Here is a 26,721-nt window from a genome sequence, read left to right on the forward strand (position 1 = left end):
CTCTGTTCCCAATGCACCCCCCCCCCCCCCCCCCACCCCCCCCCCCCCCCCCCCCCCCCCCCCCCCCCCCCCCCCCCCCCCCCCCATTCCCCCCCCCCCCCCCCCCCCCCCCCCCCCCCCCCACGGCGTTCCGGCAGCGTCCGGAGGCCGGGGCGGGCGATCGCGGGGCGGCACCCGCGCAGCGCGGCTTCCCCCGCGCACATGCCTGTGACCTGCGCGTCAATCGGACATTGATTCACTTTTGATCGACTGTGAGCACCTTGGATGGGGCCGCTCCACCGGCTGGCCCCGCCCGCCCCACGACGTCGTGAAGAGAGTGCCATGCCGATCCATCTACTGCCCCAGCCGTCCCCCTCCGTGCCCGAGCAGGCGGGGTCCGGGGTCGACACCCGGGGCGCGGCCGTGCCCGTGCGGGCCGTCGGCGAGGAGCCGGCGACGGCCCGCTTCGCCGGACTGCGGCTGGTGCACGCCGCGCTGCGCCGGGACCTCGCCCGGCTGCCCAACGCCCTGCGGCTGCTCCAGCCCGGCGAGGACGACGCCGGCGAGGCGCTGCTGCGGCACTGGAGCTTCGTGACCGCGATGCTGACCTGCCACCACGAGCAGCAGGACAGCCGGATCTGGCCGATCGTGCGCCGCTTCGCCCCCGAGCTGCGGCTGCTGCTCAACTGGCTGGAGGCGGACCACCACAACCTCGACCACTCGTTCACCCGGGTCACCACGCTGGTGCGGATCGCCAGCCGGGACACCGGCAGCGCCTGGCCGGTGGCGTACGCGATGGAGGACCTGGCGGCCCGGCTGGAGACGCACCTGCGGATCGAGGAGCGCCAGTTGCTGCCCCGGATGGAGCGGGTGGTCCCGGAGGGCTCCCGGCTCGGCGGCCTGGGCGAGCTGATGGACCTGCTGCGCTCGGCGGACGGCCCGGGGACGGCGGACGCGCTGGCCTGGCTGCTGGAGGGTGTGGAACCGGCTCTGGTGGAGCGGCTGTTGGCCGAGTGCGACGACGACGTGGCCCGCAACTGGCCGCACTGGCAGGCCACCTACCAGCGCTGCATGGCGCCGCTGTGGGGTCCGGCCGGTGCGCGGGGCAGCGACCTGGGCGGTGTCGCCGACTGACCGCCGGTCCTTTTCGCGGCCCGTCGATCTACGCGCGTGGCATACCTCTGAGGCATATGCCGAGCCTTTCCGGAATCCGATCCAGCAGTTCCAACTCCCCTCGTCCCCTAGGGGATTCGACCCATCGCCCTCGGGGTCGCGATCGTTCGGGCGCTCCGGGGCCGGCCAGGGGGTGCGTACCGCCGACGGCCGATGGCGGGGCGCGTGCGGGCGCCTACCGTCGACGCCATGACCACAGCGAGCACCCCGAACTCCCACCGAACCCCTGCCCGGCGCCGTTTCGGGCCCGCCGTCCGCCGCCCGGCGCTCCTCGCCGCCGGCGCCGTCCTCACCCTCGGCGCCGGACTGACCGCCTGCGACGGCGGTGTCGCGCTCTGCCTCGACGACGACAGCTGCGACGTCGTCGTGCGCACCGATGACGCCGAGGCCTCCAAGACCCTCCAGGTCTTCGGCGGCGACCGCACCGTGAAGATGACCGTCAGCCACATCACCGACAGCACGGTCGAGGTCGCGGTCGGGGACGAACGGAAGACCGTCGGCAAGGGCGCCGAGACCGCCGTCGGCACGGCGAAGGTCACCCTGCGCAAGGCGGACAAGGGCGACCGCTACGCCGAACTGCACGTCACCCGCGGCTGACGTTCACCGCCCGCACGCCCGCACGCCCGCACGCCCGCACGCCCGCACACCCGCACGCACACCCGCACGTTCACCGTCCGCACGCATGGACGCCCACCCGACGCCTCCCCGGTGCCCGCTCGGGTCCGTACCGACCGGCCGGGGGTGCGACTCAGTCCGAGGCGAGCCGGAACTCCAGGTTCCCGAACCGGACCTGGTCGCCCGGCCGGACCCGTACCCCGCCCGCGATCCGGCGCCCGTTCACATGCGTGCCGTTGGTCGAGCCCAGGTCGTACAGCACCCAGCCGCCGCCCTCGCGCCGCAGTTCGGCGTGCCGTCGGGACACCGAGGCGTCGTGCAGCCGCAGCCCCGAGCCGGGGAACCGACCGATCGTCAACTGCCCGGCCCCGGTCTCCGGCAGGCTCAGCCCGGGCAGCCGTTCGGTGCGCCAGGCCCGGCGCAGCCGGTCCCCGAACGCGGAGACCCGGCCGACCGTCCGCAGCAGGAAGCGCTCGACCGGGCTCCCGGTCGGCAGCCCGGTCATCGCCTCGTCCAACTCGCCCCGGCTGGTGGCGTGCAGGACGATCTCCATCCGGCCGAGGAAGGTGTCGTGCGACAGCCGTCCGCTGCCCGCTCCGTCCTTGAGCACCCCGAGCGCCTGGTCCCGTTCGGCGTCCGAGGGGCGGACCGCGCCGGAGGGCCGGACGGCGCCGGTGCGGAACTCAGGAGACGTCATGGCCCGATTGTCGGCTCGGCCGGCTCGGACTGTCCAGATCACGCCGGGTGCCGGCGCGCGGTGAGTACGTCACTGCACTCCAGACGCCCGGTGCGCCACCGCGGTTCCGGGTGGCCGGGTGGCCGGGTTGCCTGGTGCCGGGGTGGCCGGTGCGCGGATGTCAGGAGGTCAGCCCTTCCGGGCGACCGCCAGGATCTTCTCGGTGGTGTGCAGGAACCGGGAGGTGACCGCACCCCGGTAGGCCTTGCCGAACAGTTCCCCGGTGACCCACTTGCCGTCCCGCAGGTGGACCACCACGTACGCGGCGCCCGGGTCGGCGCCGACCACCTCGTGGTCGCCCTTCGGCGAGAGGCGGGGGAGGGCGAGGTCGGCGGGCAGCGGCTCGGAGAGGAAGGCCACCACCAGCCGGACGTCGGGCGTCACCTCGACGCTCTTGAACGGCTCGGCGGCCAGCAGCGCGGCCACCTCGTCGACCGTCCGCAGCAGCGTGGGCACCGGGTAGCCGAGGGACCGTTCCAGGTGCTCCTCGATGCGCCGGGTGAGGGCGGCGCGGTCCGGCTCGTCGGTGGTGAAGAAGACGTTGCCGCTCTGGATGTAGGAGCGCACGCCCCCGAGCCCCAACTCGGCGAAGAGCGCCCGCAGCCGCTCCATCCGCACCGTCCGGCCGCCGACGTTGATCGCCCGCAGGAACGCGATGTACGTGGTCGTGGTGGTCACTCCGCCAGTCTGGCACCGGCCCCTGACACCCGGCGGTTGTCGGTGCCCGGTGCCAGACTGGCGCCATGGCCACCTGGCAGGATTTCGAGCAGCAGGCACCCGAGCTGGCGCCCCTCGTGCGGGCCCGGTTCGAAGCCGAGAAGCACCACGTCCTGGCGACGCTGCGCAAGGACGGGTCGCCCCGGGTGAGCGGTACGGAGGTCGACTTCGTCGGCGCCGACCTGATGCTCGGGTCGATGTACGGCTCGGCCAAGGCGCGCGACCTCCAACGGGACGGCCGCTTCGCGCTGCACGCCCATCCGGGGGACGAGACGATGGCCGGCGGGGACTCCAAGGTCTCCGGCCGCGCGGTCGAGATCACCGACGAGGCCGAACTTTCCGCCTACGCGGCCGATCTGCCCGAGCCGCCGCCGACCGCCTTCCACGCCTTCCGGCTGGACCTGGAGCAGGTGGTGCACACCGCCGTGGGGGAGGGCCACCTGTGGGTCCTCAACTGGCACCCGGGCCGGCCGGTGCAGCGGATCCAGCTGCACTGACCGGCCCCGGACGCCCCGGACGCCTCTTGGGCTCCGGACGCGGCGCTGCTACGGCAGGACGGACTTGACCGCCTCGGGGGTGCGGGCCACGACGGCGTGGCCGTCGTCCGCGGTGATGATCGGGCGCTGGATCAGGATCGGGTGCTCCGCCATCGCCGCGATCCAGCGGTCCCGGTCCGCCGGCTCCCGGGACCACTTCCGCATCCCCAGGTCCTTGGCGACCTGCTCGTCGATGCGGGTGATGTCCCACGGCTCCAGGCCCAGCCGCTCCAGCACCTGCTCCAGCTCGGCCGCGGTCGGCGGATTCTCCAGGTAGCGCCGCACGGTGTACTCGGCCCCGACGGCCTCCAGCTCGCCGAGCGCCGATCGACACTTGCCGCAGCGCGGGTTGATCCAGATCTCCATACCGGCAACCCTACCGAGCCGCCCGACGGCCGGGCGCCAACCCGCCCGGCCCGGCGCCCCCGCCGGACGGGAACTCCGCTGCACCCTCCGGTGGTTCACGCAGCAGGAACGTGGCCTCTGGGAGGGGAGCACCGGATGGACGGCGCGGCGATCATCGAGGAACTGCTGACCAGCGAGGGCCGGGCCGACCCGTACCCGCTGTACGCGCGGGCACACGCGCTGGGCGCGGCGGTGCCCGCCGGGCCGGACACCTTCCTGGTGGCCGGCCACGCCGCGGCCGACAAGGTGCTGCGCACCCCCGCCTTCGCCGTCGCGACCGCCGACATGATGGCGGAGCTGACCCCGGAGTTCGCCGAGCACCCGTCGCTGGCGCTGTTCGGCCGCTCGATCCTGCAGCGCAACGCGCCCGACCACCCCCGGGTCCGCTCGCTGATCGCCTCGGTCTTCACCGCCCGCCGGGTGGCCGCGCTGCGCCCGGCGGTGGAGGAGGCGGTCGCCGGGCTGCTGGACGGGATGGCCGAGCAGGGCGCCGACGGCTCGCCGGTGGACTTCATGGACGCCTTCGCCTTCCGGCTGCCGGTCGGGGTGATCTGCGAACTGCTCGGCGTCCCCGAGCGGGACCGCTACCGCTTCCGCGACCTCGCCTCCGACCTCACCGTCGCCCTGGAGTTCATCGACGACCGCTCCGAGCTCACCGAGGCGGACGAGGCCGCCGACGAACTGGCCGGCTACTTCACCGAGCTGGCCGCCGAGCGCCTCGCCCGCCCGCAAGACGACCTGGTCACCGACCTGGCCCGGATCGCCGTCGACGACCCTGAGCGGCTGCCCGCCCGGGAACTGCTGGCCAACCTGGTGCTGCTGCTGGTGGCCGGCTTCGAGACCACCACCAACCTGCTCGGCAACGGCCTGGCCCTGCTGTTCCGCCACCCGGAGGCCGCCGCCGGGCTGCGCAGCGGCGCGATCACCCCGGCCGGCTTCACCGACGAGGTGCTGCGCTTCGACTCCCCGGTCCAGCTCACCTCCCGGGTGGCGCTGGCCGAGGGGCTGGCCGTCGACGGGCTGCCCGTGCCGGTCGGCAACGTGGCGCTCCTGCTGCTCGGCGCGGCCAACCACGACCCGGCCCGGTACGACCGCCCGGAGGTGTTCGACCCGACCCGCCGGGACAGCCAGCCGCTGAGCTTCGGCGGCGGCCCGCACTACTGCCTGGGCGCCCAGCTGGCCCGACTGGAGGCCGAGGTCGCGGTGCCCGCCCTGCTCGACCGCTTCCCCCGGCTGGCCCCGGGCGGCGTGCCGGCCCGGCGGGACCGCCTGGTCCTGCGCGGCTTCGAGACCCTGCCGGTGATCGTCCGCTGATGACCGTCTCGCTGCTGACCGCCCACCGGTGGGGCCGCCGCTGACCGCCCACCGGCCCGGTTGTCGGCGCGCCCGCCGACCGCCCATCGGCCCCGGCTGTCGGCCGGGGCCGGGTTGGTCACCGTCCGCCGACCGGCCCTGACGCCCCGCTTCCGGGCCCGGTCGGTCCCGGAAACCGGGACGTTCGGCCGTTCGTGGCCGGGTCCTCCGTAGGAGAGCATGGAGGGACGAACCGGTCATACCGACCGGTCGGCCAGGAGGACCCCACCGTGCCCGTAGCACCCCGCCCGGAGCATCCGGCGGCCGTGGAACCCCGGGCACCGCGCTGGGTGCCCTGGCTGCCGGTGCTCCTCCTGCTGCTTGACCTGGCCGCCGAGGCGGTCGTCCCGGACGCCGTCGCGGCCGGCTTCCTGCTGACCGCGCTGCCCGTGGTGGCGGCGTTCAGCTACGGCCCGGTGCTGACCGCCACCACCACGGTCGGCGCCCTGGCGCTGCAACTGGTGCTGGCCGTGCGGGCGGGCCACATCGACGAGCAGCACCACGTCTGGGTCTACATCGCCACGCTGCTCTCCGGGGTGATGGGCACCGCCCTGTCCTGGCAGCGGACCCGGCAGAACCGCACCCTGCTGCACGCCCGTACCGTCGCCGAGACCCTGCAGCGCACCGTGCTGCGCCCGGTGCCCGAGCGGGCGGGCGGTCTGCGGGTGGCCGGCCTCTACCGCCCGGCCCAGGCCGAGGTCCTGGTCGGCGGGGACCTGTACGAGGTGTGCGACACCCGCTTCGGCGTCCGGGTGCTGCTCGGCGACGTCCGCGGCAAGGGCCTCGGCGCCGTCCGTACGGTGGCCGACGTGCTCGGCGCCTTCCGGGCGACCGCGCACGACACCCCCGACCTGGTCGACCTCGCCGACCAGCTGGACCGTGCCGTCCTGCGCGACGCCGCCGACCGGGGCGACGACGAGCTGTTCGTCACCGCCGTCCTGCTGCAGTACCGGCCGGGCTCCGACTGCGTGGAGATCGTCAACCGGGGCCACACCACCCCGCTGCTGCTCACCGAGCACACCATCACCCCGGTGTCCTGCGCGGACGAACTCCCGCTCGGCCTGGCCCACCTCGGGCCCCCCGACGAGCGCGGCAAGCCGACCGCCGTCGCGCTGCCCCCGGGCCACACCGTCCTGCTCTACACCGACGGTGTGAGCGAGGCCCGGGACGCCACCGGCGCCTTCTACCCGCTGGCCCCCCGCCTGGCCGCCCTCGGCACCACCTCGCCCGACCGGCTGGTCTCCTTCCTGGCCCAGGACGTCCACGAGTACGCCGGCCTGCTCGCCGACGACCTCGCCGTCCTGGCGCTGACTCCGGAGCGCCCGTAGGCCTTCCCCGGGTGAACTCCCGCAGCCCGAGCCCCCGGTTCCAGCCCTGCCCGCCTGCCCGCCTGCCCGCCCGCCTGCCTGCCCGTCCGCCTCCGACAACGCGCCAGTGGCGCCGCTGGGGGCGGCGCCACTGGTGTCGGTCGGGTGTTCAGTTGTCCGTCGTCGGTGTCAGCTGTGTCGTCCGGGCCGCCGGTAGACCACCGCGCACAGCGCCACACCTCCCAGGACGGCGAGGGCGCCGAGGGCTGCGATCAGCGCGTCGGGCGCCGAGCCGCCGGTGTTGGGCAGCGTCCCGCCGCTCGCCGACGGACTCGCGCTGTGGGTCGGGCCGGCGGTCGGGGTCGTACTGCCGGACCGGGTCGCGGTCGGCGAGGGGGACGGCGACGGCGTCGGCGAGGACGTCGGCGACGGGGACGACGTCGGGGAAGGCGAGGAGGTCGGGGACGGGGACGGCGACGGGGACGGCGACCCGGTGGGGGTGGTCGGCAGGATCACGCCCATGTCGAGGTCGAGGTCGCGCTGCCCTCCGCTGAGCGTGACGGTCTGGGTGATGCCGGTGGCCGGGTCGGCGTCCGAGTCCTTGGCCGGATCGGTGCCGACGCCCCGCTTGGTGACGACGGCGCCGGCGGGCAGGGTGGACAGGTCGAACTGCACCGCGTAGCTGCCGTCGGGCAGGTGGTCGAAGAGGTAGTGGCCGTTCTGGTCGGTCACCGTGGTGACCGGCTTGCCGTTCTTGTCGCGGACGGGCTGGCCGTTGCCGTCGAGCAGCTTCACCGTGACGCCGGCGATGCCCGGGTCGCCGGGCTTCTGGATGCCGGAACTGTCCACGTCCTGCCAGACGAAGTCGCCGAGCGCGTTGTCGGAGGGCCTGGTCTGCTTGACGGCGACGCCGACCTTGGCCGGCTCGGCGGGCAGCAGCTGGCGGCCGCTGGCGTCGGTGGCGGTGAAGGCGAAGCTGTTCCAGGCGTACTCCCCGTCGGGGGCGTCCACCGAGGCGACCATGGGCCAGGTCAGGGTGAAGGCCTCGCCGGAGGGCAGGCTGCCGGGGCGGCGGACCCGGAACCAGGTGGCCGTTCCCGGGCCGGGGAAGGTGCTGCTCCAGGTGGCGCCGCTGTTGCAGCCGGTCCGGTTGACCAGGGCGGCGTCGACGCACGGGTTGGGGTCGGTGGTGTACTCGATCCCCACGGTCGGGTCGCTGGTGGTGATCGGCTGGCTCAGCGACGGGGTCCAGGCGCTGCCGCGCGGAGCGTCCTGGGTGAGGACGTAGTTGTCGCCCGGGGTGGGGAGCTTGTCGTAGGCGATGAAGTCGGTGACCGGGTCGGGCGAGTCGTTGCGGACGGTCATCCGGTAGGAGATCCGGCCGCCGGGGGTGGCGCTGCCGATGCTGACGTAGTCGGCGTCCAGGTCGCCCATGACCTCCTTGTACGAGCGCAGCACGCTCGGCACGTCCACCTGGATCTGGGAGGAGGCGTGGCACATGAGCTCGGAGGTGTCGCCGTTGCCGTTGAGGTCCAGCACGTCCGGCGTGCTGCCGCTGTCGGAGCCGGAGAACATGCAGGAGACCGGCGCGGTCGGCTGGTCGACGGTGACGTAGATGTCGTTGGTCAGCTCGCCGGAGCGGATGCTGCTGGCCACCTGCACGTCGAAGAGCATCCGGTAGGCCAGCGCGTCGTGCAGGTACGTCATGTCGGGCGCGCCGGGCGGCCATTCCATCCTGACGATCTGGCGGCCGTCCGGGCCGGGGGTGACGGTGATCGACTGGGGGGCCTTGGCGTCCGGGTAGTTCGGGTCCGGGCGGGCCGAGCCCTCGACGTAGACGACACCGGCCGGGAGCACGTCGTACAGCACGAGCGGGCGGGTCAGGTCGCGGCCGCTGCGGTTGTACGGGATCACCTGGAAGGTCGCCATGCCGCCGGGTGCGGACAGCTCGCCGGCGACGGTGGTCTTGGCCGCGCCCAGGTTGGTCGCGGCGGTGACGGTGGTCGAGGCGCAGGCGTTGGCGGCGGAGGTGCTGGTGCCGTCGCCGGCGGTGGTGTCCAGACAGTTGGTCAGCGGGCTGGGGGCCGGGCGCCCGTCGTGGCCGGGGGTGACGACCTGGGTGATCACCTGCACCGAGTTGCCCGGGCTCCAGCCGGTCGGGATGGGGCCGTCCCAGGTGAACCTGAGGCCGTCGAGCCGGCGGCCGGCCGGGATGCCCAGCTCGTCGCGGGTCGGGTCGCCGGCGCCCTGGACGAAGGTGATCCGGCGGGCGCTGGACCCGTCCAGCGGGCTGGACGGGCTGAAGGTCTGCCAGGTCGGGTCGCCGTCGAGGCGGTACTGCAGGGTGAGCCCGATGCTGGTCGGGTTCCACGGCTCCAGCTGGAGGGACTGCGGGAAGAGCCAGTTGTACAGGCCGTCGGTGGTGCCGGCGCCGGGGTCGGTCATGGTCAGGCTGGTGGCCGGGCCGGAGGTGTTGGTGGCCGACAGGCTGAAGGAGTTGAGGTCGCCGGAGGCGACGCTGTCGCGCCACACCTTGCTGGCGGTCACCATCACACCGGTGGCCGGGGGCCGGAACTGACCGGTGGTGGTGCCGGCGGTGTCGAGCTCGCGCTCGGCGTCCGGGCCGATCGGGTCGCCGTACAGGTCCACGGTGTTGTCGGAGGTCGTCCCGTCCGGGAAGTCGGCCTCCGGGTAGTTGACGACCAGCACACCCGGCAGCCGGCAGCCGCCGCGGCCGTTGCCGGAGCGGAACTCCCCGATGTCGTAGCCCCAGGTGTTGGGGCCGGGCGCGACCTGGCTCCAGCCGGGCGAGCGGCCGGTGTCCACCACGGCGCCGGGCGGCAGGGTGTCCAGCAGCCGGCTGGTGTCCAGGTCGACGTTGGGCACCAGGTCGGTGGCGCAGGCGCTGAACTGGTAGGTGACGGTGCGCCCGTCGCTGCTGGAGGTCTGGATGCCCTTGGTCACCGTGTACTGCGGCTGCACCTGGGCCTTGGTGTCGGCGGTGGCGGTCTGGCTGGGCTCACCGGTGGCCGTCATGGTGGCCGAGTTGGTGGAGGCCGCCCCGTCGGGGGTGGTGAAGTTCGGGTACTTCATCGTCACCGTGATGGTGGCGGTGGTGCCCGGGCTGAGGTCCTTGAGCCTGATGTCCATGGTGCCGCCCATCGCGCCCGCCGCGGGCACCGTGGAGGCGGCCTGGTCCACCGAGGAGGGGTCGGGCGTCCAGCCGACGAACTGCATGTTCGACGGCAGGGTGTCGGTGATCCGCCCGTCGGTGCACTCGGTGATGGAACAGGTGTACCGGAGGGTGTAGGTGACGTTCTCCCCCGGGGAGGCGGTCGCCTTGTCGACGGATTTGGTGAAAGAGATCGCGGCCTGGGCCGGCGGCGCCAGCACGCTGCTGCCGAGCAGCGAACCGGCCAGCAGGGCCAGCACCGAGGCGATCCGCCCGGTCCGGAAGTGAATGCGCATCTCGGAAGTTCATCCGACCGTCCGACCGTCCCTCCCCCGACGCAACGCACAACCCCCTACTTCCACCCGATCGGCCCCACCCGCCGAGAGGGCCCCGCCGCGCTCGAGAAGAGCGCGACGGGGCCCCGGGCAGGATTCGTCTCCGTACCGCCAACCGCGACTCAGAGGTCGTAGTACAGCTCGACCATGCCTCTGACCTGTGGAAATGGCAAGCCAATAGAAGATTATTTCACAACCGGTGCACGCGCTGCGGCCTCAACGGATGAGAGGCGTCGAGAAGCGCAGCCTGATCAACCACACGTGAAGCAATGACCCCTCGAATTTGCCCGTCAGGTGGCAATCGGGACGACGATGTACAGCCGGCGGCTACTCCTCGTCACAGGAGTGCGGGTCACCCTTGGCGGTCCAGGTCACTGAGCGGTTTTGTGCATGACCTGATTGTGATCAGACGTCGGGGCAGTCGAGCCCTTGGGGGACTTCTGCGATGTCGATCCCACCGATGAAACCGGTAGCATGGTCGGCTCCGTTCTCGACATCGTCCGGGTGGAGGAGGGAGTCCGGGATCCCCAGGCTCGCCATGAACGCCTTCACTGGCACCCGGTAGGACCGGCCCATCCGCGTCACGGGGCAAGGGAACAATGCGTTACGAACCATCCGGAGCGCGGTTGTCTCCGGGATGCCCAGGACTTCTGCAGCCTGCTGAATTCCGATGTGTGCAGGAAGGAGATCGGAGAGTCTGTAATAGTGGTCCGCTCCCGGGAGCCCAGCGCGGGCCAGATTCGAGATGGACGGGGCGGTGCTCTTCTTGATTCCGGAGCGGATTTCCGCATGGTGGGCCCGTGCGAGGCCTATGTACTCAAGTGCGTGAAGCATGGCTCCGACCTGCTCCCCCCTGATGATTTCAGCGGCGTGGGGGCTTTGAGAGCTAGAGGTGCCGACGATCGATGGTGGCAGAAATGCGGCGGCCTGGGGTGTATTTTCCGGTGAAGCGAATTCCTCCATGTGCTCCCGAGCGGTTTCACGGCCGCCGACTTTCGCACTTTTATAGGCTCTGGAGACAGCTTCTTTCGCCATGGCACCCCGGATATGGTGCGCGGGGACGCCGATTCTTGTGGCATGCCAGACCTCGAGCGCGACCTCCACCATGTCTGACTGGATGTCTGCCCGATCGGCGCCGAGCTCCCGGGATATGCGCCAGGATCGCGAGCGGAGGACGGGTGACAGGCAGTCCAGGATGATCATCCGCCAGGTGTCACTTCCTTCTGAGTTGTAGATGCGGCCCATGGCCACTATGGATTCCCACAGGTGACATCGAGACCCTGGTCGAGAACGGCGTCCTGCGGTGATGGCCGAGTCTCGAAATTTGGAATAATCCGGATGCTGCTTGATAGTGCAGTCCCGAATGTTCTCTGCATGGACGCAGATAGGTCCCGCGCCGAATGAATTTCTGACGTGATGCTGGATGCAATCGAAGATATCCGACAATTCCTTGCCTCATCGCGAAAGTCGTTTGATCGAATGAGTTTGGCCGACGCGCCGGGGTAGGGGAGTGTGCACCGGTTCTTTTGATCCAATCGAGTGAACTATGGTTTGCGACGGGCTGACGGGTCCCGGCACGTCACCGGCCTGCTCAGGCTCTACGCCGAGCGCAACCACCACGCTCTCAGCTCTCGATTTCGCGATCATGCGGGAGGACGCGCAGCGGCAGGGCAAGCGATACGGCTTCGAGGGCGCGCTGCTGATTGCCGAGGTGGTGTCGGTTTCCTCCGCGCGCAAGGACTACGACGACTGTATGGCGAAGTACGGTTGCTACGGCATCCCGGTCTGCGTGGTGGTGGACCCGTACGCCGCAGAGGTGGTCGTCCACACTCGGCCCACCGGCTCCGGTTGCATCGCGGCGCACACGCACGAGTACGGCTCGGGCAAGCTGCCCATCGAGCTGGCCGACGGGCGGACCTACACCCTTGGCCTGGACGAGCTGCCCCGGCCCGAGCCGGACGCCTGCTGACCGTATAGCGGAGCCCGGCCCGCACCTCCGTGTGCTGGAGGCGACGTACGCGTGTGTGGAGCGGGCCCGGCGGGGCTGGTGCTACCGCTCCGCACGGCGCAGGAACTGCCAGCCCAGTACGGCCAGGGCGAGCGTCTGCACGAGAGAAGTGAGTACGAGCAGGGGCTGAGCAGTGGGAGAGCACCAGAACGCGGTCGTGCAGACCATTGGCAGGACCAGGTACGTGAACAGGTCCACCGCGGTCTGAAGCCGCTTGCGCATGGTGCGGCCCGCAACGTTGCGGTGGTAGACCTCCCAGGCGAACACCGTGCCGTGGGCGGAGGCGAGTTCCCCCAGGCGCGGTCCCAGTTGGTCGCGGACGTAGCAGCCGATCGCCGAGATCTTCTCGTCGTTGACCAGGTAGGTCCAGCCTAGGACCAGGCAGATCGCGGGGACGGAGAGCAGCAGTCGGGACTGTCTGTTCTGGACGGTGACCGCTACGACCGCGGTGGCCGCGGCGAGCGTGAAGTAGAGCAGGTTGTCGCGGAACCCTATGCGGGTCTTCTGTTCTTCCTTGAGGCAGTCGTACTCGGCCAGCAGGATCTTGCTCTCGGTGACATCGTCCGTGGAGGTCACAGGCATTCCTATGCTCGAGTTCAGGATCAGCCGGCGATCTGGAAGGGCGTCAGGTTGTTGGGGTTGTGCCGTTCGATCCAGCCCTTCCCGTCCGCCGCTACCCCCTCCAGGAGACGGAAGGTGTGGGCGGAGCCGGCCGAGCTGAGGTTGATCTCGGAGATTTCCTGAGAATTCTCGTCCGGTGCCAGTTGATGGGCATCGGCGTCCTTGACGCGGATCTTCCTGGCTGGTCCGTTGGTGAGGACGAGCTCCAGGTCGTAGCCGACGTCGACGTTCTCCGTCACCTGCACGGAGGACAGTGCGTCGAAACGGTAGTTGCTCCGCTGCTCGTTCTTGCGCGTTGCGTCGGAGAAGTTGAACTCGGAGCTGATCTCGCGGATGCCGTCCTGGGTGAACAGGAACAGGCGGAAGACGTAGTGCGAGTACCGCCAGGGGCCGCCCCGGACCCGGCCCCGTTTGTAGGAGGGAGCCGGGGCCACCAGGATGGTGTGGGTGATTAGGTCGCGCCAGGTGAGCCGGTGGTGCCGGAGCGCCTCATCGACGAACAGTGTCTTGTCGCAGGTGAGCCAGGTCTCCATTTCCAGCTCGCTGGGGCGCGTCATGTCCAGGAGCGCCTGCCAGCGCTGGTGGGCGATCTGTCGTGCGGTCAGCTGTTCCTGGTACTCCTGAGTCTCCCGGGCCAGTCGGTGCTCTTCACGCCGGATCTCCAGCCACAGGGAGGCGGCCGCGTGCCCGGACCAGGCCGCACCGAGCACGGCCAGGAACGCCCACAGCGGCCGCGGTTGGGCGGCACCCGAGACCGCCGTGCTGAACGCGGCCAGGGCCGCGGCGCCGAGAGCGGCAAGGGCCACCACGGTCAGGGCCTTCGTTCTGGCCGGAGTCCGGTCCTGGCGGTGTTGATCGAACAGGGTGCCGTTGTTGTGGCGGTTCCGGGCGTCCTCAGCGAGGTACCGGATCAGCCAGGTGACCCGCTCCACACTGATCCGGCTCTCCCGGTAGAGGTCCGCGATCTCGGCGGCGAGGCCACCGCGGACCTGAGCGGTGTGGGCGAGCCAGGCGTCCGGGGTGAACCCGTAGGGCGCGCGGACACTGAAGTAGTGATCGAACTTATTGCGGACGCGGTTGGTGAACCCGCCCTCGGCGGGTGCGGGACCGCGCGGGTGCGGGACGCGGGCCCCGGCCGCGAGGCCCGGCCGGGGTTCCAGGCCCCACCACCGGAGGCCGCTTCGGGCCGCGGTCAGACCCGCGCTGAGCGCCACCAGTAGCTCGACGATCGCCTGGGCCGGATCCGCGATCAGCGCCAGGGCCCAGAGGAGCACGCTGCTGATGACGAACAGGACGGTCCGGACCGGGAGGGCCGCCTGGGCGGCGGCAGCGGTGCTCGGGCGGGGCGGCACGGCCCGCGCCCCGATGGGGGCGGGCTCGAAGTAGGCCCAGACCCGTCGGACCCGGTCGTTGCCGAAGCGCTCCGCCCCGGCCCGTTCGCGGGTCTCTGCCCACAGGTCGTCCTTCAGTCCTCCGGTGACCATGAGGTCGAGGTGGCGGAGGATCGCGTTGTGCTGGCGGAGCGGCAGCTTTTGCAGCCGCTTCAGCACGGGTTCGGTCTCGCCGCTCGCGGTGCTGAGCACCGCAAGCAGGTCGAAAGTGACGCGCAGGGCTTCCTTCCACTCGTCCTCGGCGTAGATCTGTACGAGCCCGGAGGTGTAGTGCAGCCGTTGGACTTCTTCGGTGCTGAGGTCGTGGTAGGTGCGTGCGCTGAGTACGGCGAGCACCCAGTGGAAACGAGCCTCCGCGCCGTCGTACCCGTGGGCGATCGCATCAGTGATCATTTCGCGGGCGCGGCTGGGGATGCCGTCCTCCAGTAGCCGCACGCCTACCCTGTACTTCTCCTGCGGTGAGGCGTCCGGGTGGACGAAGTAGACGTTGGAGTTGTGTACGGTCTCGGCCTGGATCCCGACCGTGGAGTCGTAGGCGGCCGAGTTGTACGCGGCCCCGTTGCTGTGGCTCATGCCAGGTCACCGGCCGCGGCGACCAGAGGGGCCAGCTCGGCCGCCAGCGCGGGGCACTCCGCGACCAGTCCGCGCAGCCTCCTGAGCGTCATGGCCGTCCGCTTCGACGAATCAGGGGTGTTCCTCCCGGCAGACCGGAGGGCGGAGTCCAGATCGGCGAGGGCCTCTCGGTAGGTGTCCTCGTCGAGGGCACCCTCAGCGTGGTGATGCCTCAAGTGCTCGCGGAAACCGTTCAGTTCCGCGATCAGTTCCGTCGGGTCGGATGCCTTCGGGGTCGCGTTCATGTGGACGCTGCTGCCCGTGACCGAGCCGGCCATGATGCCGACGGTGCTGTTGTGGGCGGTGTTGCTGACGTGTCGGTCGAGCTGGTCGGCCGAACGGACCCTGTCGTCTCGGGGCATGGCGGTTTCCTCCTGTTCCCCCACCAGTTCCACTGCCAGCCGGGTGGCGAACGCCGCCGCGTTCGCTGCGGCCCGCGGCTGCCAGTTGCGGTCCTCAGTGCTGTTCTTCGTGCCGTCCGCCCGGTCGCTGATCCCCCGGATGATGGCCACCGGTGCCCCGTTGAGATGGCCGGCCTGTGCCACACCGGCCGCCTCCATCTCGATGGCGAGTGCGTCGTTGTAGTGCTGTCGGATCCACTTCGCCTCGGCCGAGATCCTCGAGTTCTGGACCACCTCGCCGGCGGCGATCGCCCCGAAGCGCACCTGCGGCGCGTCCTCGTGACCGGGCGTGGGGTCCGCCCAGTCGTTCAGGCGGGCCAGGTGCGAGGCAAGCTGGCTGATGCCGTGCGGTGCTTCCCACACCCGGGGGCGGGCTTTGAGCCCGTCGTCCTCGCTGGTCCCGCCGTGGTAGGCGTACACGTGTGACGCCATCACCACGTCGCCCAGCCTGGTGGCGTCCCACAGGGCGCCGGCGACCCCGACGAACAGCACGGCCACCGGCGAGAACTCCTGAATCGCGCGTTCGGCGATCACTGCGGCGGAATGGTTCCCCTTGCTCGTCAGACCGAGTGCGACACGGCACGACGTGCCCTGCACGGTTCCCACCTCGAACCGCGTACCACGCTCATGGCGGTGCACCTGCGGACTCGTCAGCCTCTGGCGCACGGCCTGGTACTCGAGATTGAGGGCGGTGAGAATCACCACCGGGCCTTTCGACATCTATTCCTCTTCCCCTCTCGTGTTCTCTTCCGTCGCGGACGGCGCGGGTCGGATCAGCGGCGGGAACAGCACGGTTTTCGGACCGGCCCGGTACAGTCGTGCGGGCCGTCCTCCCGTGGTCCTGCGGTCCGCGCCGACGGGGACGATGAATCCCTTCGCGGCTTGGACCTTCCGGTAGAAGTTGCGGGTGTCGAGTTCGGTGCCCCAGACGGCTTCGTACACCTGTTGCAGCTCTGCGATGGTGAATTCCTCCCTGCAGAACGCCGTGGCCAGCGCCGAGAACTCGAGCTTGGTGCGCGCGTGTTCGATCCCGTCCGTAGCGATTCGACGGTGGTCGAAGGCGAGCGCCACCTCGCCGGACAGGACGGCTTCCGCGGGAATCCACGCGGCATCGGTGGCATCCGTTCCCGCGACCGGGTCGGGCAGCCCCGGTGCGATCGCCAGGTGGGCCACGGAGACGACTCGGCCCCGCGGATCGCGGCCCGAGTCCCCGTACACGGCCAGCTGTTCAAGGTGCACCCAGCCGGCGGGCAGGGCCGTTTCCTCGCTCAGCTCGCGGTGGGCGGCATCCAGAATCTCCTCACCATCGTGGTTCAGGAATCCTCCGGGCAGGGCGGCCATGCCCCGGAAGGGATCTTCGCCCCGCTCCACCAGGAGGACGTGCAGGCGGCACTCCCGCAGCGTCAGGATCACGAGATCGACCGTCAGCAGTACAGGAGTTGGTGACCACACGTCATCTTGCATGTTCTGTAAGGTACTTCAGTTATTGTCACTTGCACAAGAAGGGGGTGATGGGGATTGCTGTGCCGCTCGACTCCGCAGCCGCAGTGCGTGCGGCGGGGCCGTACGGATCGACCGGCTGGTACCGACCCCCACCAGTCCGTTCCGGTTTCGGGGTTCCCACAGCCGGTGCTGCGATACTGCCCACATGGTGAACCACCTGGCCGATGCCGCCTCCCCATACCTGTTGCAGTACGCCGACAGCCCTGTGGACTGGTGGGAGTGGGGGCCGGAGGCGTTCACGGAGACCGAGCGGCACGGGGTGCCGGTGCTGCTCAGCGTGGGGTACGCCGCCTGTCACTGGTGCCACTGACTGTCACGTTACGCACAAGTCCGCGGACATCTCGAAAATATGGGAGATTGCTGTCGTGGCGCCTTCGTCCACGTGGGAGGTGAACACCGACTCCACGATCTGCCGGGCCCACCGGCGTCCGCCGGGACGGAGCTGGGCCAGATGAACCGCCCGGCGGTGTGGGCAGTGAGCTGGAGGGGCGCGGGCTGGGGCGTTCGCGGGGCGGGTTCACCACGAAGATTCATCTGGCCTGTGAGCAGGGCCAGAAGCCGTTGTCCGCGCTGGTCACTGCGGGGGTGCCGGATAGATCGAGTGCCGCTGGTCCGAACCGGCCTTCCGGAACCGGGACGGCAGTCACGAGTGGCCTCAGGCCCGGCACGCAGGCTCGTGCCAGGTGGTCCGGACACCCTGGCCTCCGGACAGCGTGCGCTTGCTGGTTCAGGTCCGGCAGCAAACGCAGCGCCGAGGGGCGTGGTGCCTCATTCCACGGCAAGGATTTCGCCGTGGTTCGTCGTGGTGCGAAGCTGGGTGCACGGGATGGCGTTGACCTGGTCTGTGATGGTTCCGTCGGTGCGGAAGAGGGTGATGTGAAGGCAGGCATCTGTCATGGAGGCGCTTCTGCCGCCGGGGTATGTGGCTGTGGCTTGGATGTCGACCACGACGGAGGTGCCTTCTTTGGCTGCGGTGACGAGGGTTACCTGTGTGCCGCGTTCGAGTTCCTCGAGTGATGCGATTGTCTGGGGTCCTGCGGTGAAGGCGGGAGGGAGTTTGGCGGCGTAACGGCGGGCGCTCGCTTCTGCGTCTGCCGTCGCCTGCTTGCGACGGTCATCGATCTGGGAGCGTTGGTGGGCTGCGCTGATCGCGAAGGCAGCCACGGCCAGTGCCAGGAGCACGGTGAGGATGGCCAGTCCTCGACGAAAGAGTTTCATTCAGGGCTTTCCGGGAAGGCCGGGGCCCTGTGCGGGCCCCGGCCGGGTGGACTGGCGGGATCGGTCAATAGCGCGCGCTGATCAGCGCGCTTGCCAGGGCGGACGCGTACAGCTTCGTTCCGGTGTTGTTCGGGTGGTAGCTCTCCATGCTCGCGCACACCCAGTTCATGGGGTTGGGCGAGGCAGGGCAGGAGAAGTCACCACCGGGTTTGGTGGAAGGTGCGGCCACGAAGTCGTTGATGGCCGCGCCGGTCTTGCTGCACACACCATGGTGGTAGAACTCGGTCATCGGCGAGTAGAAGGTGACGGGCACGGGGTTGTCAGCGCTCTGAAGCTCGGCGGCGAGCTTCTTCTGGTCGTCCCTCATGTAGTCCGCCCAGCCGTTCACTTTGATCGCCGAGTCTCCGAGCATCACCGAGCACCCGACGGTCATGTCTCCCACCTCGAAGAGTTCGGGGTAGCCGAGTAGGACGATCTTGGCGTTTGGCGCCTTGTCGTGGATGTGTTGCAGCAGGCCCTTGAGCCAGCCCATGGTCTTGTCGATCTGTCCCTTGACGCTCGCATCCGAGGGGCAGCTGAGCATGACGCAGCCTTGCACGGTGTCAGCGAAGCCTGAGTCGTTTCCGCCGGCAGTCAGTGTGACCAGGGTGGTGTTCGTGTCGAGGAAGCCGGACGACAGCTGCGGGACTTCGTGATGTTGTCCGATCATGCCCCAGACGGGGTTGCCGTCCTTGTCGGTACTGCCCGTCGTGTCCATCTGCGAGGTGACGGCGCCAGAGCAAGCGGTGCTGTGGTAATCGAGGCTGGTGTCGAAGATGTCGGCCATGCTGCCGATGGTGGCGGGCCTGCTAGGGATAGCGGTTTGCCGGATCCAGGAGTTCTGGCTGCGGCGGCACGCGTTCCAGGATCGGCCTGGTGAGGTCTGCTTCTGCTGGTCGGCATACGGGCCCATGTCGGTGCCATAGATGTACGGCTGGGCGCCTTCACCGGAGGAGTAGGAGTCGCCCATCTGGACGACGAAGTCCTTCGGCTTTGCGGCCAGCGGCTGGAAGGCGGCGGCATCCCATGCAACGTCCTCCACGGCGTCGCCGTCTGGTGTGTAGTTGGACAGCTCGACCCCCTGGAAGTCGTTCCCGTCAGTGAATTCGAAGACGCCGAGGCTGACCCAGTGGTTGCTGTTGGAGACGACGTTGAGGATGCGGTTCTGTGTCTGCCCGTTCCCGATGTGGACCGTGTAGATCGCCTGCTGGGTCTCGGATCCGGTGTCGGGGAGGTGGACGAAGACCCTGGCCCACCCGTTCGACCGCTGGTTGAGCTTCCAGGTTCCGGTGATCGCCATGGTGCCGTGCGCGTCCGGGGGCACCATCAGCTCGTTTGACACACTGGTGACAGAGTTGGCGGCGCTGCGGGTGTGGGCGTACCAGAAGTGCGCGCCGTAGCCTCCGCCGACCTGGTGCAGGTCGGCCTTGGCCTCGTAGTGGTTGGCTTGATCTGCGTCGAAGCGGAAGCTGAGGGTCCCGGCGTTGTTCCAGGTCCGGCTGCAGCCGTCGCGCATAGGCGGCGCCTGGCCGGACACCGAGTCGATGACCAGTGCGCCGGCGGGCGGTGCGGCGCAGTCAGGGGCGCCGGTGTTGCCGTTGCCCAGTTCCATGCGCAGGGTCTTGTACGTCATGTACTCGTGACCGCAGTCGCCCTTGCAGGTTTTCCAGGTGGCCGAGCTGTGGAACCAGTACGGCGGGTCGCAGCTCGGGCCGAGGTGGTCGATCTCGCAGCGCGGGGGGTTCTTGACGTCGCAGTTGTTGAGGATGTTGCAGAACGTTTCAAAACCGGGCTTGATCGCGGTGCGGTCGGTCTCCTGGGTCCACCAGGCCTGCGAGTAGCCGGCGGTGTTGCCCTTGTCGAGGTTGCCGTTGGTGTCGTAGGAGCGGCCGGTGTCGATCGGCCAGGCGGCCCAGCCGAGGACCTTCTCCTGGTAGGGCCAGTACTGGGGGTGGGCGGCGTCGGCATAGTGGTTGTGGTCCAGGAACGGAAGGCGGTCCGGCCGGTAGATGGGGTTGACCGGATTGTTGAGGTAGCCGAGGCCCCATTGGGTGAGCGGTGCGGCGGGGTTGTACTTGTTGAGGCCCGAGTTGTAGGCCCAGGCGGCGGTGAACCAGTTCTCGATGGCCGACGGATCGTCGTCATTGATCTTCATCGGGTTGGGCAGGCCTGGATCGTGGAGCTCGTTCCACTTCTCGGTCAGGGTCTTGGCCGCGGCGGCGATGTTGGAGGTGTAGTCCAGCGCGACGGCCTTCTGCTTGTCGTAGGGCCAGACCACGTCGCCGGTGCGCAGTCCGGTGGGGCCGTGCATGCCGTCGGTCTGCTGGCCGATCCCGTACCCGCAGTCGACCTTGTCCCAGTTGATCTGCCACACGTCCTGCGGGCGGTTCGGGTCGATCTTGGTGGGGTGGCCGTAGAAGCCGCCGGTGAGGGGGTTGCCGGTCTGGCCCGGCAGTGCGCCGCCTTCGGCCTGCCAGAGGTTGGACTCCTGGGCGAGGATCCCGAGGAGGACCTGCGGCGGAATGTGGGCGCTTGGGGCGCCGGTCAGGGTGGGCAGCGGGAACATGGCCTGTGGGTCGACGGTGCCCAGTCCATCCTGGGCCCGCCAGCCGCCCTGGCGGACCCACTTGGCGGTCAGCTGACCGCGCACCGCCATGTCGACGGCCCACTCGACCTGGTTCGGGGTCGGCTGGTAGGCCTGCTGAGTGGGGTCGTTGCGGGGTACGGAGCAGGTGCGATCCTGATCGACCGTGTCGTTCCCGTTCTCGGCGTTGGTGCGGGGTTGGGCGAGGGCGCGGGGCTGGGCACCGGTCGGAGTGGCCGGAGCGGCGCCCAGAGCGGGGGAGACAGGAGCACCTGGTGCAGCGTTGTTCTTGTCCGGGGCAACGCTGAACGTCAGCTTCTTGCCGGTGGCCGGCACCTCGGCCTGAACCTGGACCCGGGCCTTGCCGTCGGCGTCGCCGTCCTGGGGAGCGGCCTGGAGCGGGTTCGCGGCGAGGCCGCGGACGGCGCCCGAAACGGCCTCATCGACGGCGATAGCGCCCTTGGTGGATACCTCGGCAGCGACAGGAACGGACAGCGCCTGCACCGTGTTCGGCAGCGCTGCGACCTTCTCGGGTTTGCCGGTGACGAACAGCTTGCCGGCGGTCCCGGACTGCAGACCGACCTCTCCGGATTTGCCCTCTGCGAGGGTAGCGACGTGGCCGTCGGCCAGGCGTTTGACCGCGGCGGATTCGCCGTCGTGGTCGACGAAGGCGATTCCGCCATCGACGTCCGGGTGCACGGCGCTCGCCGCTCCAGAGGTGGTGGCCAGTTCGCTGGCACGGCCGGCGTCGTCGATACGGCTGAGCTTGGCACCAAGCGCACCGACCAGACCGTCCCGGGTCGGTACGGCCGAGGTGACCTGCCCGTCGACCTTTACCGTCCTCACCACCTTCCCGGCCGCTGCGTCGACGGTCAGCAGCCGGGTCGCACCGAGATCGGTATCCCCGTTCTGGGTGAGCACGGCCGTCTCGTCCGTGCCGCATCCCGGGTCGAAGTACGCGAGCGATACCGTCTCGGAGAACTTGCTCACCGCCCCGGACTTGAGGTCGACGACAGCCGCGAATCCGCCGCGCTGCATCAACTCCGGCTTGTTGACGAACTGCCTGGGTGCGTACACCACGACCGCCCGCTGACCCGAGCCGGTCACACAGGAATTGCCAATCCACAGGTCCGTGCTGAAGCCGGGCTCGGACAGCGTGGCGACCGTCCGCCACTGGTAGGCCTGTCCGCTGTCGGCGGCCAGGACGTGCAGGCCGGAGCTGTCCCCAGAGAGCGTCACCGCCCGGTCATCCGAACTGCGCCAGTCCTTGGGGAGCGAGGCGTCCGGGTCGAGCACCTTGGAGGGTGCCGGCGGCGAAGTGGGCTGGGAGCCGGGAGCGGGGGCCTGCTGCCCCGGCGTCGGTGCGTTGGGTATGGCGCTCGCGGGTGTCGCGAGGGCCAAACTCGGCAGCAGCGCGAACGCTGTCGCCAAGATGGCCTTGCGTGGTCGAAGGACCATGGAACCCCCCTGATTCTCGTGTTGACGTAGCAGGTGTAGGCATAGCGTTGGCCATGCCCATGTCATGTGCCGACTTCGGCGCATAACGGCCGCACGCATGACGGCGGTTGACACACGTGCTGTCATCTGTCATGCGCCCGAAATCTGACGCCGGTGAAACCTCGGCCTACCCTCGCCGCGTGGGCGGCGGTCAACTCTCGACGGCCCACTGCCCCCCGGACCGCCGCGGCCAGGGCGCGGCCCCGGCCAGTTGCCCACGTGCTATCGCCGCAGGGCCTCAGCTGGCTGAATTCTGGACGCTCTCCATGCGGGGTAGGCCCCGGCCAGCAGCCCGGTGGCCAGGCCCAGGAGTGGGGCGGTGGCGATGGTGGCCGGGTGCAGCACAGGCGTCCACTGTTTGGAGGCCGCGACGGCGACGATGGTCACGGTGCCGAGGGATGCGCCGACCAGGCCGCCGAGCAGGCCGAGCGCCATGGATTCGGCGAGGAACTGGGTGGTGATGTGCCTTGCTCTGGCACCCAGTGCACGGCGCAGGCCGATCTCGCCGCTGCGTTCCAGGACGGCGACCAGGGTGGTGTTGGCGATCCCGACCGCGCCGATCACCAGGCAGACGGCGGCGAGAAGCAGGAACAGCTGTCCGAGGTCGTTCTCCACGCCTGAGCGCAGGCTGCGCGGGTCGGGTGGCGGGGTGGCACGAAGGTAGTCGGGGTGGTCGGGGCGCAGGGCGACTGGCGCTTCCGCGGCGATCTGCGCGGCCGCGCCGAGTTGGGTGGTGATGAGCATCTTCGCCCGGTCATCGGTGGGCGGCCCCCACAACTCCTCGGCGGTGGTGCGCGGGACGATCACAGACGAGAGCAGGTCCGGTCGGCGTTGGACGTCGGCGAGGATGCCGATGACGGCGAAGGGCGAGCTGCCGATGAACACGGCGGGCTGGTTGCGCAGGTCGGTGATGCCCAGACGGGCGGCGGTGGCGGCGCCGAGAACGGCGACGTGCTCACGGTGCTGGTCGTGGAACTCGTCGTAGCTGCGTCCCTGTTGGAGGGTCGGCCCGGCTGCGCGCAGGGCGCCGGCGGAGGCTGCGGTCAGCTGGGCCTGGCGATCGGAGGTGGTGTAGATGGCGCCGGGCGGACCGCTGGCGATGTCCTGCCCGGGCTGAAGCCGCACGTGCCAGGAAACGCCGGCTGCGGTCACACCGTGAAGTCTCTGTACCTGTGCGTCTGCGTCGGAGGGGAAGGCCGGGCCTGCCTGGCCGGGGACATCGGGCGCGATATCGTCGACGGTGACCTCGGTCGCGGTCAGCTCGCTGAAACGGGCGTCGATCTGGGACGCCGCTGTACTGGTCAGACCGGTAACGGCGATCAGAGCACCGACGCCGAGGACCGTGCCGACGGCGGTGAGCGCAGAGCGGGCCGGGCGCTGCATGATGCCGGCCACGGCCTCGGAGACGAGGTCGCGCAATGACATGCGGGAGCGGGGAAGTTTCATGCCAGCACCTCACCGTCGCGGATGGTGATCGTCCGCTGACCGCGGCGGGCTACCTCAAGATCGTGGGTGATGACGACAACGGTCATGCCGTCGTGGTGCAGGCCGTCGAGTAGATCGAGAACGGAGGCGGCGGTCTGGGAGTCGAGGTTGCCGGTCGGTTCGTCGCACAGCAGCAGCGACGGTTCCGCCGCGAGCGCCCTGGCGATCGCGACTCGCTGGCGCTCGCCGCCAGAGAGCCGGGTGGGTAGCGCGTCCAGCCGGTGGCCCAGGCCGACGCGGCGAAGTGCCTGTTCCGCTCGCTGTTTGCGTGTTCCGCGCGGGGTCCGCCGGTAGACCATGGCCAGTTCGACGTTCTCGCGGGCGGTGCGGTGGGAGAGCAAGTGGAAGGACTGGAAGACGAACCCGATGCGCATGCCGCGCAGCGCGGTGCGTTCGGCGTCCGTGACCGCCGCGGTGTCGATGCCGTCCAGCAGGTAGCTGCCGGAGGTCGGTTGGTCCAGGAGGCCGATGATGTTGAGGAAGGTGGACTTGCCCGCTCCGGAGGGGCCGACGATTGTGATGTACTCGCCGCGCTGGACGGTCAGGTCACACGGACGCAGCGCGGCCACTTCTGGCGGCCCCGGGTAGGTCAGCCCGGCGTGGCGGAGTTCGATGACCGGTGGTGCGCTCACGGGGTGTTACCCACCACGACCTTGTCCCCGGGAGCCAGCGCCGCACCGGCTTCGGGTGTGACCGCTACGAATCCGCCGCCTGAGGGGCCGGGGCGAACCGGGACACGGCGGGTGTTCCCGCCGGGACCGATCACGCTCACGCTGGTCTGGCCGTCCGCGCCGGCCGAGATGGCGGCGGACGGTACGGCGAGGACCGGTCCGTCGGAGGAGGAGGCGGTGACGGATATCCGTACTTCCTTGCCGGCGAGCTCTGCGGGTAACGGATTGGTGGGTGTTACCCGCAGCAGATAGCCTGCGGCCGGGCCCGGTTGGTCCCCTTTGCCTGCCGGCGGTGCATCGGTGATCGCCTGGACCGTGGCGGGTACCTTCAACCCGCTCTCCTCGGAGAGGATCTCGGCTTGCTGACCGGCCTTCAGCAGGGCTTTCTCCCGTGCTGACACCTCGGCCACCACGATGGGGTCGCCGGTGGAGACTGTCAGCAACTTGTCGCTCGGGGCCTTGCCAACGGTGGCCGTGACCGTGTCGGCCCGCACGGGCAGGGCGTTCAGGAACACCACTTCCGACATCGGCACAGTTACGACGGTCTGAGGCTCGGGAGGGGCGGCCGGTGTGCCGGTTGGCGTCGCCTTCCCGTCGGCGCCCTTGTCGCCGATGCCCGGCGGGGCGGTCTTCGCAGCGCCTGCCTTGTCGTCAGATGCGCTTGCGGCGACCCGGGTGGGGCTGTAGCCGATCGACTTGTAGAGCGCGAGCACCGCCCGCTCCGTGCCCGCCCCGAACACTCCGGAGACGTCCGGCGCGGTGCGATACCCGAGTGCGGCCAGAGCCTTCTGGAGCTGTGCGACGTCCTCGCCCTTGGCCCCGTTCTGCAGGTCGCGGTAGGCGGGCAGCGCCCCGGCGAGGGTGATCACCGGGCGACCGGAGATCTCGAACAGTACCTTGCCGTAGGCGATCTGATCTCCGGCTTTGACTTTGACCTTGGTGACCACTGGGCGGGAGCCTGGTGCCCCCGCAGACGCCGGTACGGAAATCTCGGCGGTGGACGCCGCGGCGACCTTTCCCCGGGTGACCAGCGTGTCCGTGATCACCCTCTGCTCCACCTGGGCGGTCAATGTGTCCGGGGCGGGCGCGGCGGTCTCCGCCGCCACCTGCGCTGGTGACTTCAGCAGTGCGGCGGCCCCCGCGCCCGCCGCACCCACCAAAACCGAACCGATGATCACGACGGCCAGCCACCCGCGCCGACGAGCGCCGGACCGGCCACGTCGACCGCCGGGCTTCGAAGGCCCCTGATCAGGTTCCGAAACGTCGACTGCGGCGAGATCTGGAGAACTGCTGGATGCCATCGTCCGCCCCTAGCGCTTGCCGGCCAGGACTGCGTTCACGTTTTTCATCGCCGAGTCCAGCTTCGCCCGTCCACCTTGCAGGGCCTGGGCATTCTTCTCCAGGGCGGCCTTCTGCAGGCGCGCCTCGGCCTCGTACCAGACCAGTGCCACGTTGGTGCGGCTTCGGCAGTTGAGATCGGCCAGAGCGGTGTCGATCTCGGCCTTGGTCACGTCGCGGGCGAACTTCGGGTCGTCCACGGCGTCGAGCGGCTCGCGGTAGTTGTAGCCGCTCTCCTTCATACACGTCGACCACTGCGTGAACGCCGCGGCGACTTCCGGTTCCTTCTCGGCTTTGGTGAAAGCATCATTGGCAAGCTGCTCAGCGAGTTGGAAACCCGACTGGGAATCGCCGATCTTCTGCTTGCTCTGCTGGCCACAACCGTTTTCAGCCGCAGCTGCGGCACCTCCGGAGCGCCCGGCGATCGCGGCCTCCACTGCCGTGTCATGCGCCGCCTTCTCCGCGGCGTCAGGGTGGTAGCCCCTCTTGCCTACCAGTGCGGCATCGTGGATTCCGTACCGCAGGTCGGTGAGAGTCTTGGGTCCCATCTTGGGCAGTTCCGGCGCAGGATTCCAGCTGCCATACCCTGCCTTGTGCATACAGTCTTCGGTGAGCGCGCTCATGGCCCGGCCGAGCTGGCTCTGCTCGTCGTCGGTCATGAGGTATGCCTCCAACGGAAGCTTCCACGTCGCGGGATTCGCACGGTCAAAATCTGCTGGCCGGGATTGCGTTGCAGCCGGCGCAACGGAATGGGGGGCGGAACTTGGGTGGGCCCCCGAAGGCGACGATTCGTGCGAGCACCCGGCGGCCGAAGCCCACGCCAGAGCGGTGCCCAGCGCAGCCAAACCTCGTCGACCAATCAGCATGATGGATTCCTGATATTTCACTTGAATGCGCGAGAAGTTATGACTGAGTACGCGGGCCGCGGTGGGGGGGGGGGGGGGGGGGGGGGGGGGGGGGGGGGGGGGGGGGGGGGGGGGGGGGGGGGGGAGGGGGGGAGAGGAGGGAGGCTGGGACGTCGGCGC

At 69.9% G+C, this 26,721-nt stretch carries 21 protein-coding genes and 1 pseudogene; 7 read left to right on the plus strand and 15 right to left on the minus strand.

What is annotated here, in order from left to right; genetic code table 11:
* The first annotated feature begins 321 nt into the window (after positions 1-321).
* Positions 322-1,113 (plus strand): hemerythrin domain-containing protein, encoded by a 792-nt coding sequence (locus AC07AL_RS28995; protein WP_363580900.1) that lies wholly within the window; start codon positions 322-324, stop codon positions 1,111-1,113.
* Positions 1,114-1,341: 228 nt separating this feature from the next.
* Positions 1,342-1,749, plus strand: coding sequence for a hypothetical protein (locus tag AC07AL_RS29000; RefSeq protein ID WP_363580902.1), 408 nt, complete (start codon positions 1,342-1,344; stop codon positions 1,747-1,749).
* A 151-nt stretch (positions 1,750-1,900) separates the two neighbouring features.
* Here AC07AL_RS29000 and AC07AL_RS29005 read toward each other — a convergent pair whose 3' ends face one another.
* On the minus strand, positions 1,901-2,464 hold the full coding sequence (locus AC07AL_RS29005; RefSeq protein ID WP_063347333.1) for a DUF1707 and FHA domain-containing protein: 564 nt from the start codon (positions 2,462-2,464) through the stop codon (positions 1,901-1,903).
* 168 nt (positions 2,465-2,632) lie between these two features.
* Positions 2,633-3,181, minus strand: coding sequence for a DUF1697 domain-containing protein (locus AC07AL_RS29010; protein WP_363580904.1), 549 nt, complete (start codon positions 3,179-3,181; stop codon positions 2,633-2,635).
* Positions 3,182-3,246: 65 nt separating this feature from the next.
* On the opposite strand from AC07AL_RS29010, the gene AC07AL_RS29015 reads away from it, so the two are divergent.
* Positions 3,247-3,717, plus strand: coding sequence for a pyridoxamine 5'-phosphate oxidase family protein (locus AC07AL_RS29015; RefSeq protein WP_363580906.1), 471 nt, complete (start codon positions 3,247-3,249; stop codon positions 3,715-3,717).
* 48 nt (positions 3,718-3,765) lie between these two features.
* Here the strand turns inward: AC07AL_RS29015 and AC07AL_RS29020 are convergent, their stop codons facing one another.
* Positions 3,766-4,122, minus strand: a complete 357-nt coding sequence (locus AC07AL_RS29020; RefSeq protein WP_400805584.1) for an arsenate reductase family protein — start codon at positions 4,120-4,122, stop codon at positions 3,766-3,768.
* A gap of 135 nt (positions 4,123-4,257) precedes the next feature.
* On the opposite strand from AC07AL_RS29020, the gene AC07AL_RS29025 reads away from it, so the two are divergent.
* Together AC07AL_RS29025 and AC07AL_RS29030 are read left to right on the plus strand one after the other, a co-directional pair.
* Positions 4,258-5,475: a cytochrome P450 gene (locus tag AC07AL_RS29025; protein ID WP_363580908.1), complete on the plus strand. Its 1,218-nt coding sequence runs from the start codon at positions 4,258-4,260 to the stop codon at positions 5,473-5,475.
* 269 nt (positions 5,476-5,744) lie between these two features.
* A complete protein-coding gene (locus AC07AL_RS29030; protein ID WP_363580909.1) occupies positions 5,745-6,842 on the plus strand; it encodes a PP2C family protein-serine/threonine phosphatase in 1,098 nt (365 codons plus the stop codon).
* A 168-nt stretch (positions 6,843-7,010) separates the two neighbouring features.
* Here the strand turns inward: AC07AL_RS29030 and AC07AL_RS29035 are convergent, their stop codons facing one another.
* Entirely contained in the window at positions 7,011-10,289 is a 3,279-nt protein-coding gene (locus AC07AL_RS29035) for an SdrD B-like domain-containing protein (RefSeq protein ID WP_478318756.1), read from the minus strand.
* Positions 10,290-10,733: 444 nt separating this feature from the next.
* The gene (locus tag AC07AL_RS29040; protein WP_478318758.1) at positions 10,734-11,573 is read right to left on the minus strand and encodes a helix-turn-helix domain-containing protein; all 840 of its coding nucleotides are present in this window, start codon (positions 11,571-11,573) and stop codon (positions 10,734-10,736) included.
* 400 nt (positions 11,574-11,973) lie between these two features.
* Between AC07AL_RS29040 and AC07AL_RS29045 the strand changes: the two genes are divergently transcribed.
* Positions 11,974-12,297: a Uma2 family endonuclease gene (locus AC07AL_RS29045; protein WP_478318759.1), complete on the plus strand. Its 324-nt coding sequence runs from the start codon at positions 11,974-11,976 to the stop codon at positions 12,295-12,297.
* Between the two features lie 81 nt (positions 12,298-12,378).
* On the opposite strand, the gene AC07AL_RS29050 is transcribed toward AC07AL_RS29045, so the two are convergent.
* The 4 genes from AC07AL_RS29050 to AC07AL_RS29065 are packed head-to-tail and all read right to left on the minus strand — an operon-like array spanning position 12,379 to position 16,825.
* Complete coding sequence (locus tag AC07AL_RS29050) at positions 12,379-12,918, minus strand: hypothetical protein (RefSeq protein ID WP_478318761.1); 540 nt, start codon at positions 12,916-12,918, stop codon at positions 12,379-12,381.
* A gap of 20 nt (positions 12,919-12,938) precedes the next feature.
* Complete coding sequence (locus AC07AL_RS29055) at positions 12,939-14,921, minus strand: hypothetical protein (RefSeq protein WP_478318762.1); 1,983 nt, start codon at positions 14,919-14,921, stop codon at positions 12,939-12,941.
* A complete protein-coding gene (locus tag AC07AL_RS29060) occupies positions 14,918-16,081 on the minus strand; it encodes a 5'-methylthioadenosine/S-adenosylhomocysteine nucleosidase family protein (RefSeq protein WP_478318763.1) in 1,164 nt (387 codons plus the stop codon). Before AC07AL_RS29060 ends, AC07AL_RS29055 begins: the two co-directional genes overlap by 4 nt.
* Positions 16,082-16,825 carry an NUDIX hydrolase gene (locus AC07AL_RS29065; protein WP_478318764.1) on the minus strand — a complete coding sequence of 248 codons (744 nt, stop codon included), beginning with the start codon at positions 16,823-16,825 and terminating at the stop codon, positions 16,082-16,084.
* Positions 16,826-17,009: 184 nt separating this feature from the next.
* On the opposite strand from AC07AL_RS29065, the pseudogene AC07AL_RS29070 reads away from it, so the two are divergent.
* A pseudogene (locus tag AC07AL_RS29070) lies at positions 17,010-17,171 on the plus strand (DUF255 domain-containing protein); the annotation flags it as partial.
* Between the two features lie 461 nt (positions 17,172-17,632).
* Here AC07AL_RS29070 and AC07AL_RS29075 read toward each other — a convergent pair.
* The 6 genes from AC07AL_RS29075 to AC07AL_RS29100 form a co-directional block, all read right to left on the minus strand.
* Complete coding sequence (locus AC07AL_RS29075; protein ID WP_478318766.1) at positions 17,633-18,082, minus strand: hypothetical protein; 450 nt, start codon at positions 18,080-18,082, stop codon at positions 17,633-17,635.
* A gap of 64 nt (positions 18,083-18,146) precedes the next feature.
* A complete protein-coding gene (locus AC07AL_RS29080) occupies positions 18,147-22,163 on the minus strand; it encodes a golvesin C-terminal-like domain-containing protein (protein ID WP_478318767.1) in 4,017 nt (1,338 codons plus the stop codon).
* Between the two features lie 261 nt (positions 22,164-22,424).
* On the minus strand, positions 22,425-23,648 hold the full coding sequence (locus AC07AL_RS29085) for an ABC transporter permease (RefSeq protein WP_478318769.1): 1,224 nt from the start codon (positions 23,646-23,648) through the stop codon (positions 22,425-22,427).
* Positions 23,645-24,319 (minus strand): ABC transporter ATP-binding protein, encoded by a 675-nt coding sequence (locus tag AC07AL_RS29090; RefSeq protein ID WP_478318770.1) that lies wholly within the window; start codon positions 24,317-24,319, stop codon positions 23,645-23,647. The genes AC07AL_RS29085 and AC07AL_RS29090 overlap by 4 nt, the downstream gene beginning before the upstream one ends.
* Entirely contained in the window at positions 24,316-25,536 is a 1,221-nt protein-coding gene (locus tag AC07AL_RS29095) for a peptidoglycan-binding protein (RefSeq protein ID WP_478318772.1), read from the minus strand. Before AC07AL_RS29095 ends, AC07AL_RS29090 begins: the two co-directional genes overlap by 4 nt.
* A 132-nt stretch (positions 25,537-25,668) precedes the next feature.
* Entirely contained in the window at positions 25,669-26,355 is a 687-nt protein-coding gene (locus tag AC07AL_RS29100; protein ID WP_478318773.1) for a hypothetical protein, read from the minus strand.
* Between the last annotated feature and the right edge of the window lie 366 nt (positions 26,356-26,721).

The sequence above is a fragment of the Kitasatospora sp. NPDC043949 genome, from assembly GCF_056435365.1.

Excerpts from the sequence above, each read along its gene's own strand:
- AC07AL_RS28995 (WP_363580900.1), top strand. The coding sequence starts at position 322 with ATGCCGATCCATCTACTGCCCCAGCCGTCCCCCTCCGTGCCCGAGCAG.
- AC07AL_RS29000 (WP_363580902.1), top strand. The coding sequence starts at position 1,342 with ATGACCACAGCGAGCACCCCGAACTCCCACCGAACCCCTGCCCGGCGC.
- AC07AL_RS29005 (WP_063347333.1), bottom strand. The coding sequence starts at position 2,464 with ATGACGTCTCCTGAGTTCCGCACCGGCGCCGTCCGGCCCTCCGGCGCG.
- AC07AL_RS29015 (WP_363580906.1), top strand. The coding sequence starts at position 3,247 with ATGGCCACCTGGCAGGATTTCGAGCAGCAGGCACCCGAGCTGGCGCCC.
- AC07AL_RS29020 (WP_400805584.1), bottom strand. The coding sequence starts at position 4,122 with ATGGAGATCTGGATCAACCCGCGCTGCGGCAAGTGTCGATCGGCGCTC.
- AC07AL_RS29025 (WP_363580908.1), top strand. The coding sequence starts at position 4,258 with ATGGACGGCGCGGCGATCATCGAGGAACTGCTGACCAGCGAGGGCCGG.
- AC07AL_RS29035 (WP_478318756.1), bottom strand. The coding sequence starts at position 10,289 with ATGCGCATTCACTTCCGGACCGGGCGGATCGCCTCGGTGCTGGCCCTG.
- AC07AL_RS29040 (WP_478318758.1), bottom strand. The coding sequence starts at position 11,573 with ATGGGCCGCATCTACAACTCAGAAGGAAGTGACACCTGGCGGATGATC.
- AC07AL_RS29045 (WP_478318759.1), top strand. The coding sequence starts at position 11,974 with ATGCGGGAGGACGCGCAGCGGCAGGGCAAGCGATACGGCTTCGAGGGC.
- AC07AL_RS29050 (WP_478318761.1), bottom strand. The coding sequence starts at position 12,918 with ATGCCTGTGACCTCCACGGACGATGTCACCGAGAGCAAGATCCTGCTG.
- AC07AL_RS29055 (WP_478318762.1), bottom strand. The coding sequence starts at position 14,921 with ATGAGCCACAGCAACGGGGCCGCGTACAACTCGGCCGCCTACGACTCC.
- AC07AL_RS29060 (WP_478318763.1), bottom strand. The coding sequence starts at position 16,081 with ATGTCGAAAGGCCCGGTGGTGATTCTCACCGCCCTCAATCTCGAGTAC.
- AC07AL_RS29065 (WP_478318764.1), bottom strand. The coding sequence starts at position 16,825 with ATGCAAGATGACGTGTGGTCACCAACTCCTGTACTGCTGACGGTCGAT.
- AC07AL_RS29075 (WP_478318766.1), bottom strand. The coding sequence starts at position 18,082 with ATGAAACTCTTTCGTCGAGGACTGGCCATCCTCACCGTGCTCCTGGCA.
- AC07AL_RS29080 (WP_478318767.1), bottom strand. The coding sequence starts at position 22,163 with ATGGTCCTTCGACCACGCAAGGCCATCTTGGCGACAGCGTTCGCGCTG.
- AC07AL_RS29085 (WP_478318769.1), bottom strand. The coding sequence starts at position 23,648 with ATGAAACTTCCCCGCTCCCGCATGTCATTGCGCGACCTCGTCTCCGAG.
- AC07AL_RS29100 (WP_478318773.1), bottom strand. The coding sequence starts at position 26,355 with ATGACCGACGACGAGCAGAGCCAGCTCGGCCGGGCCATGAGCGCGCTC.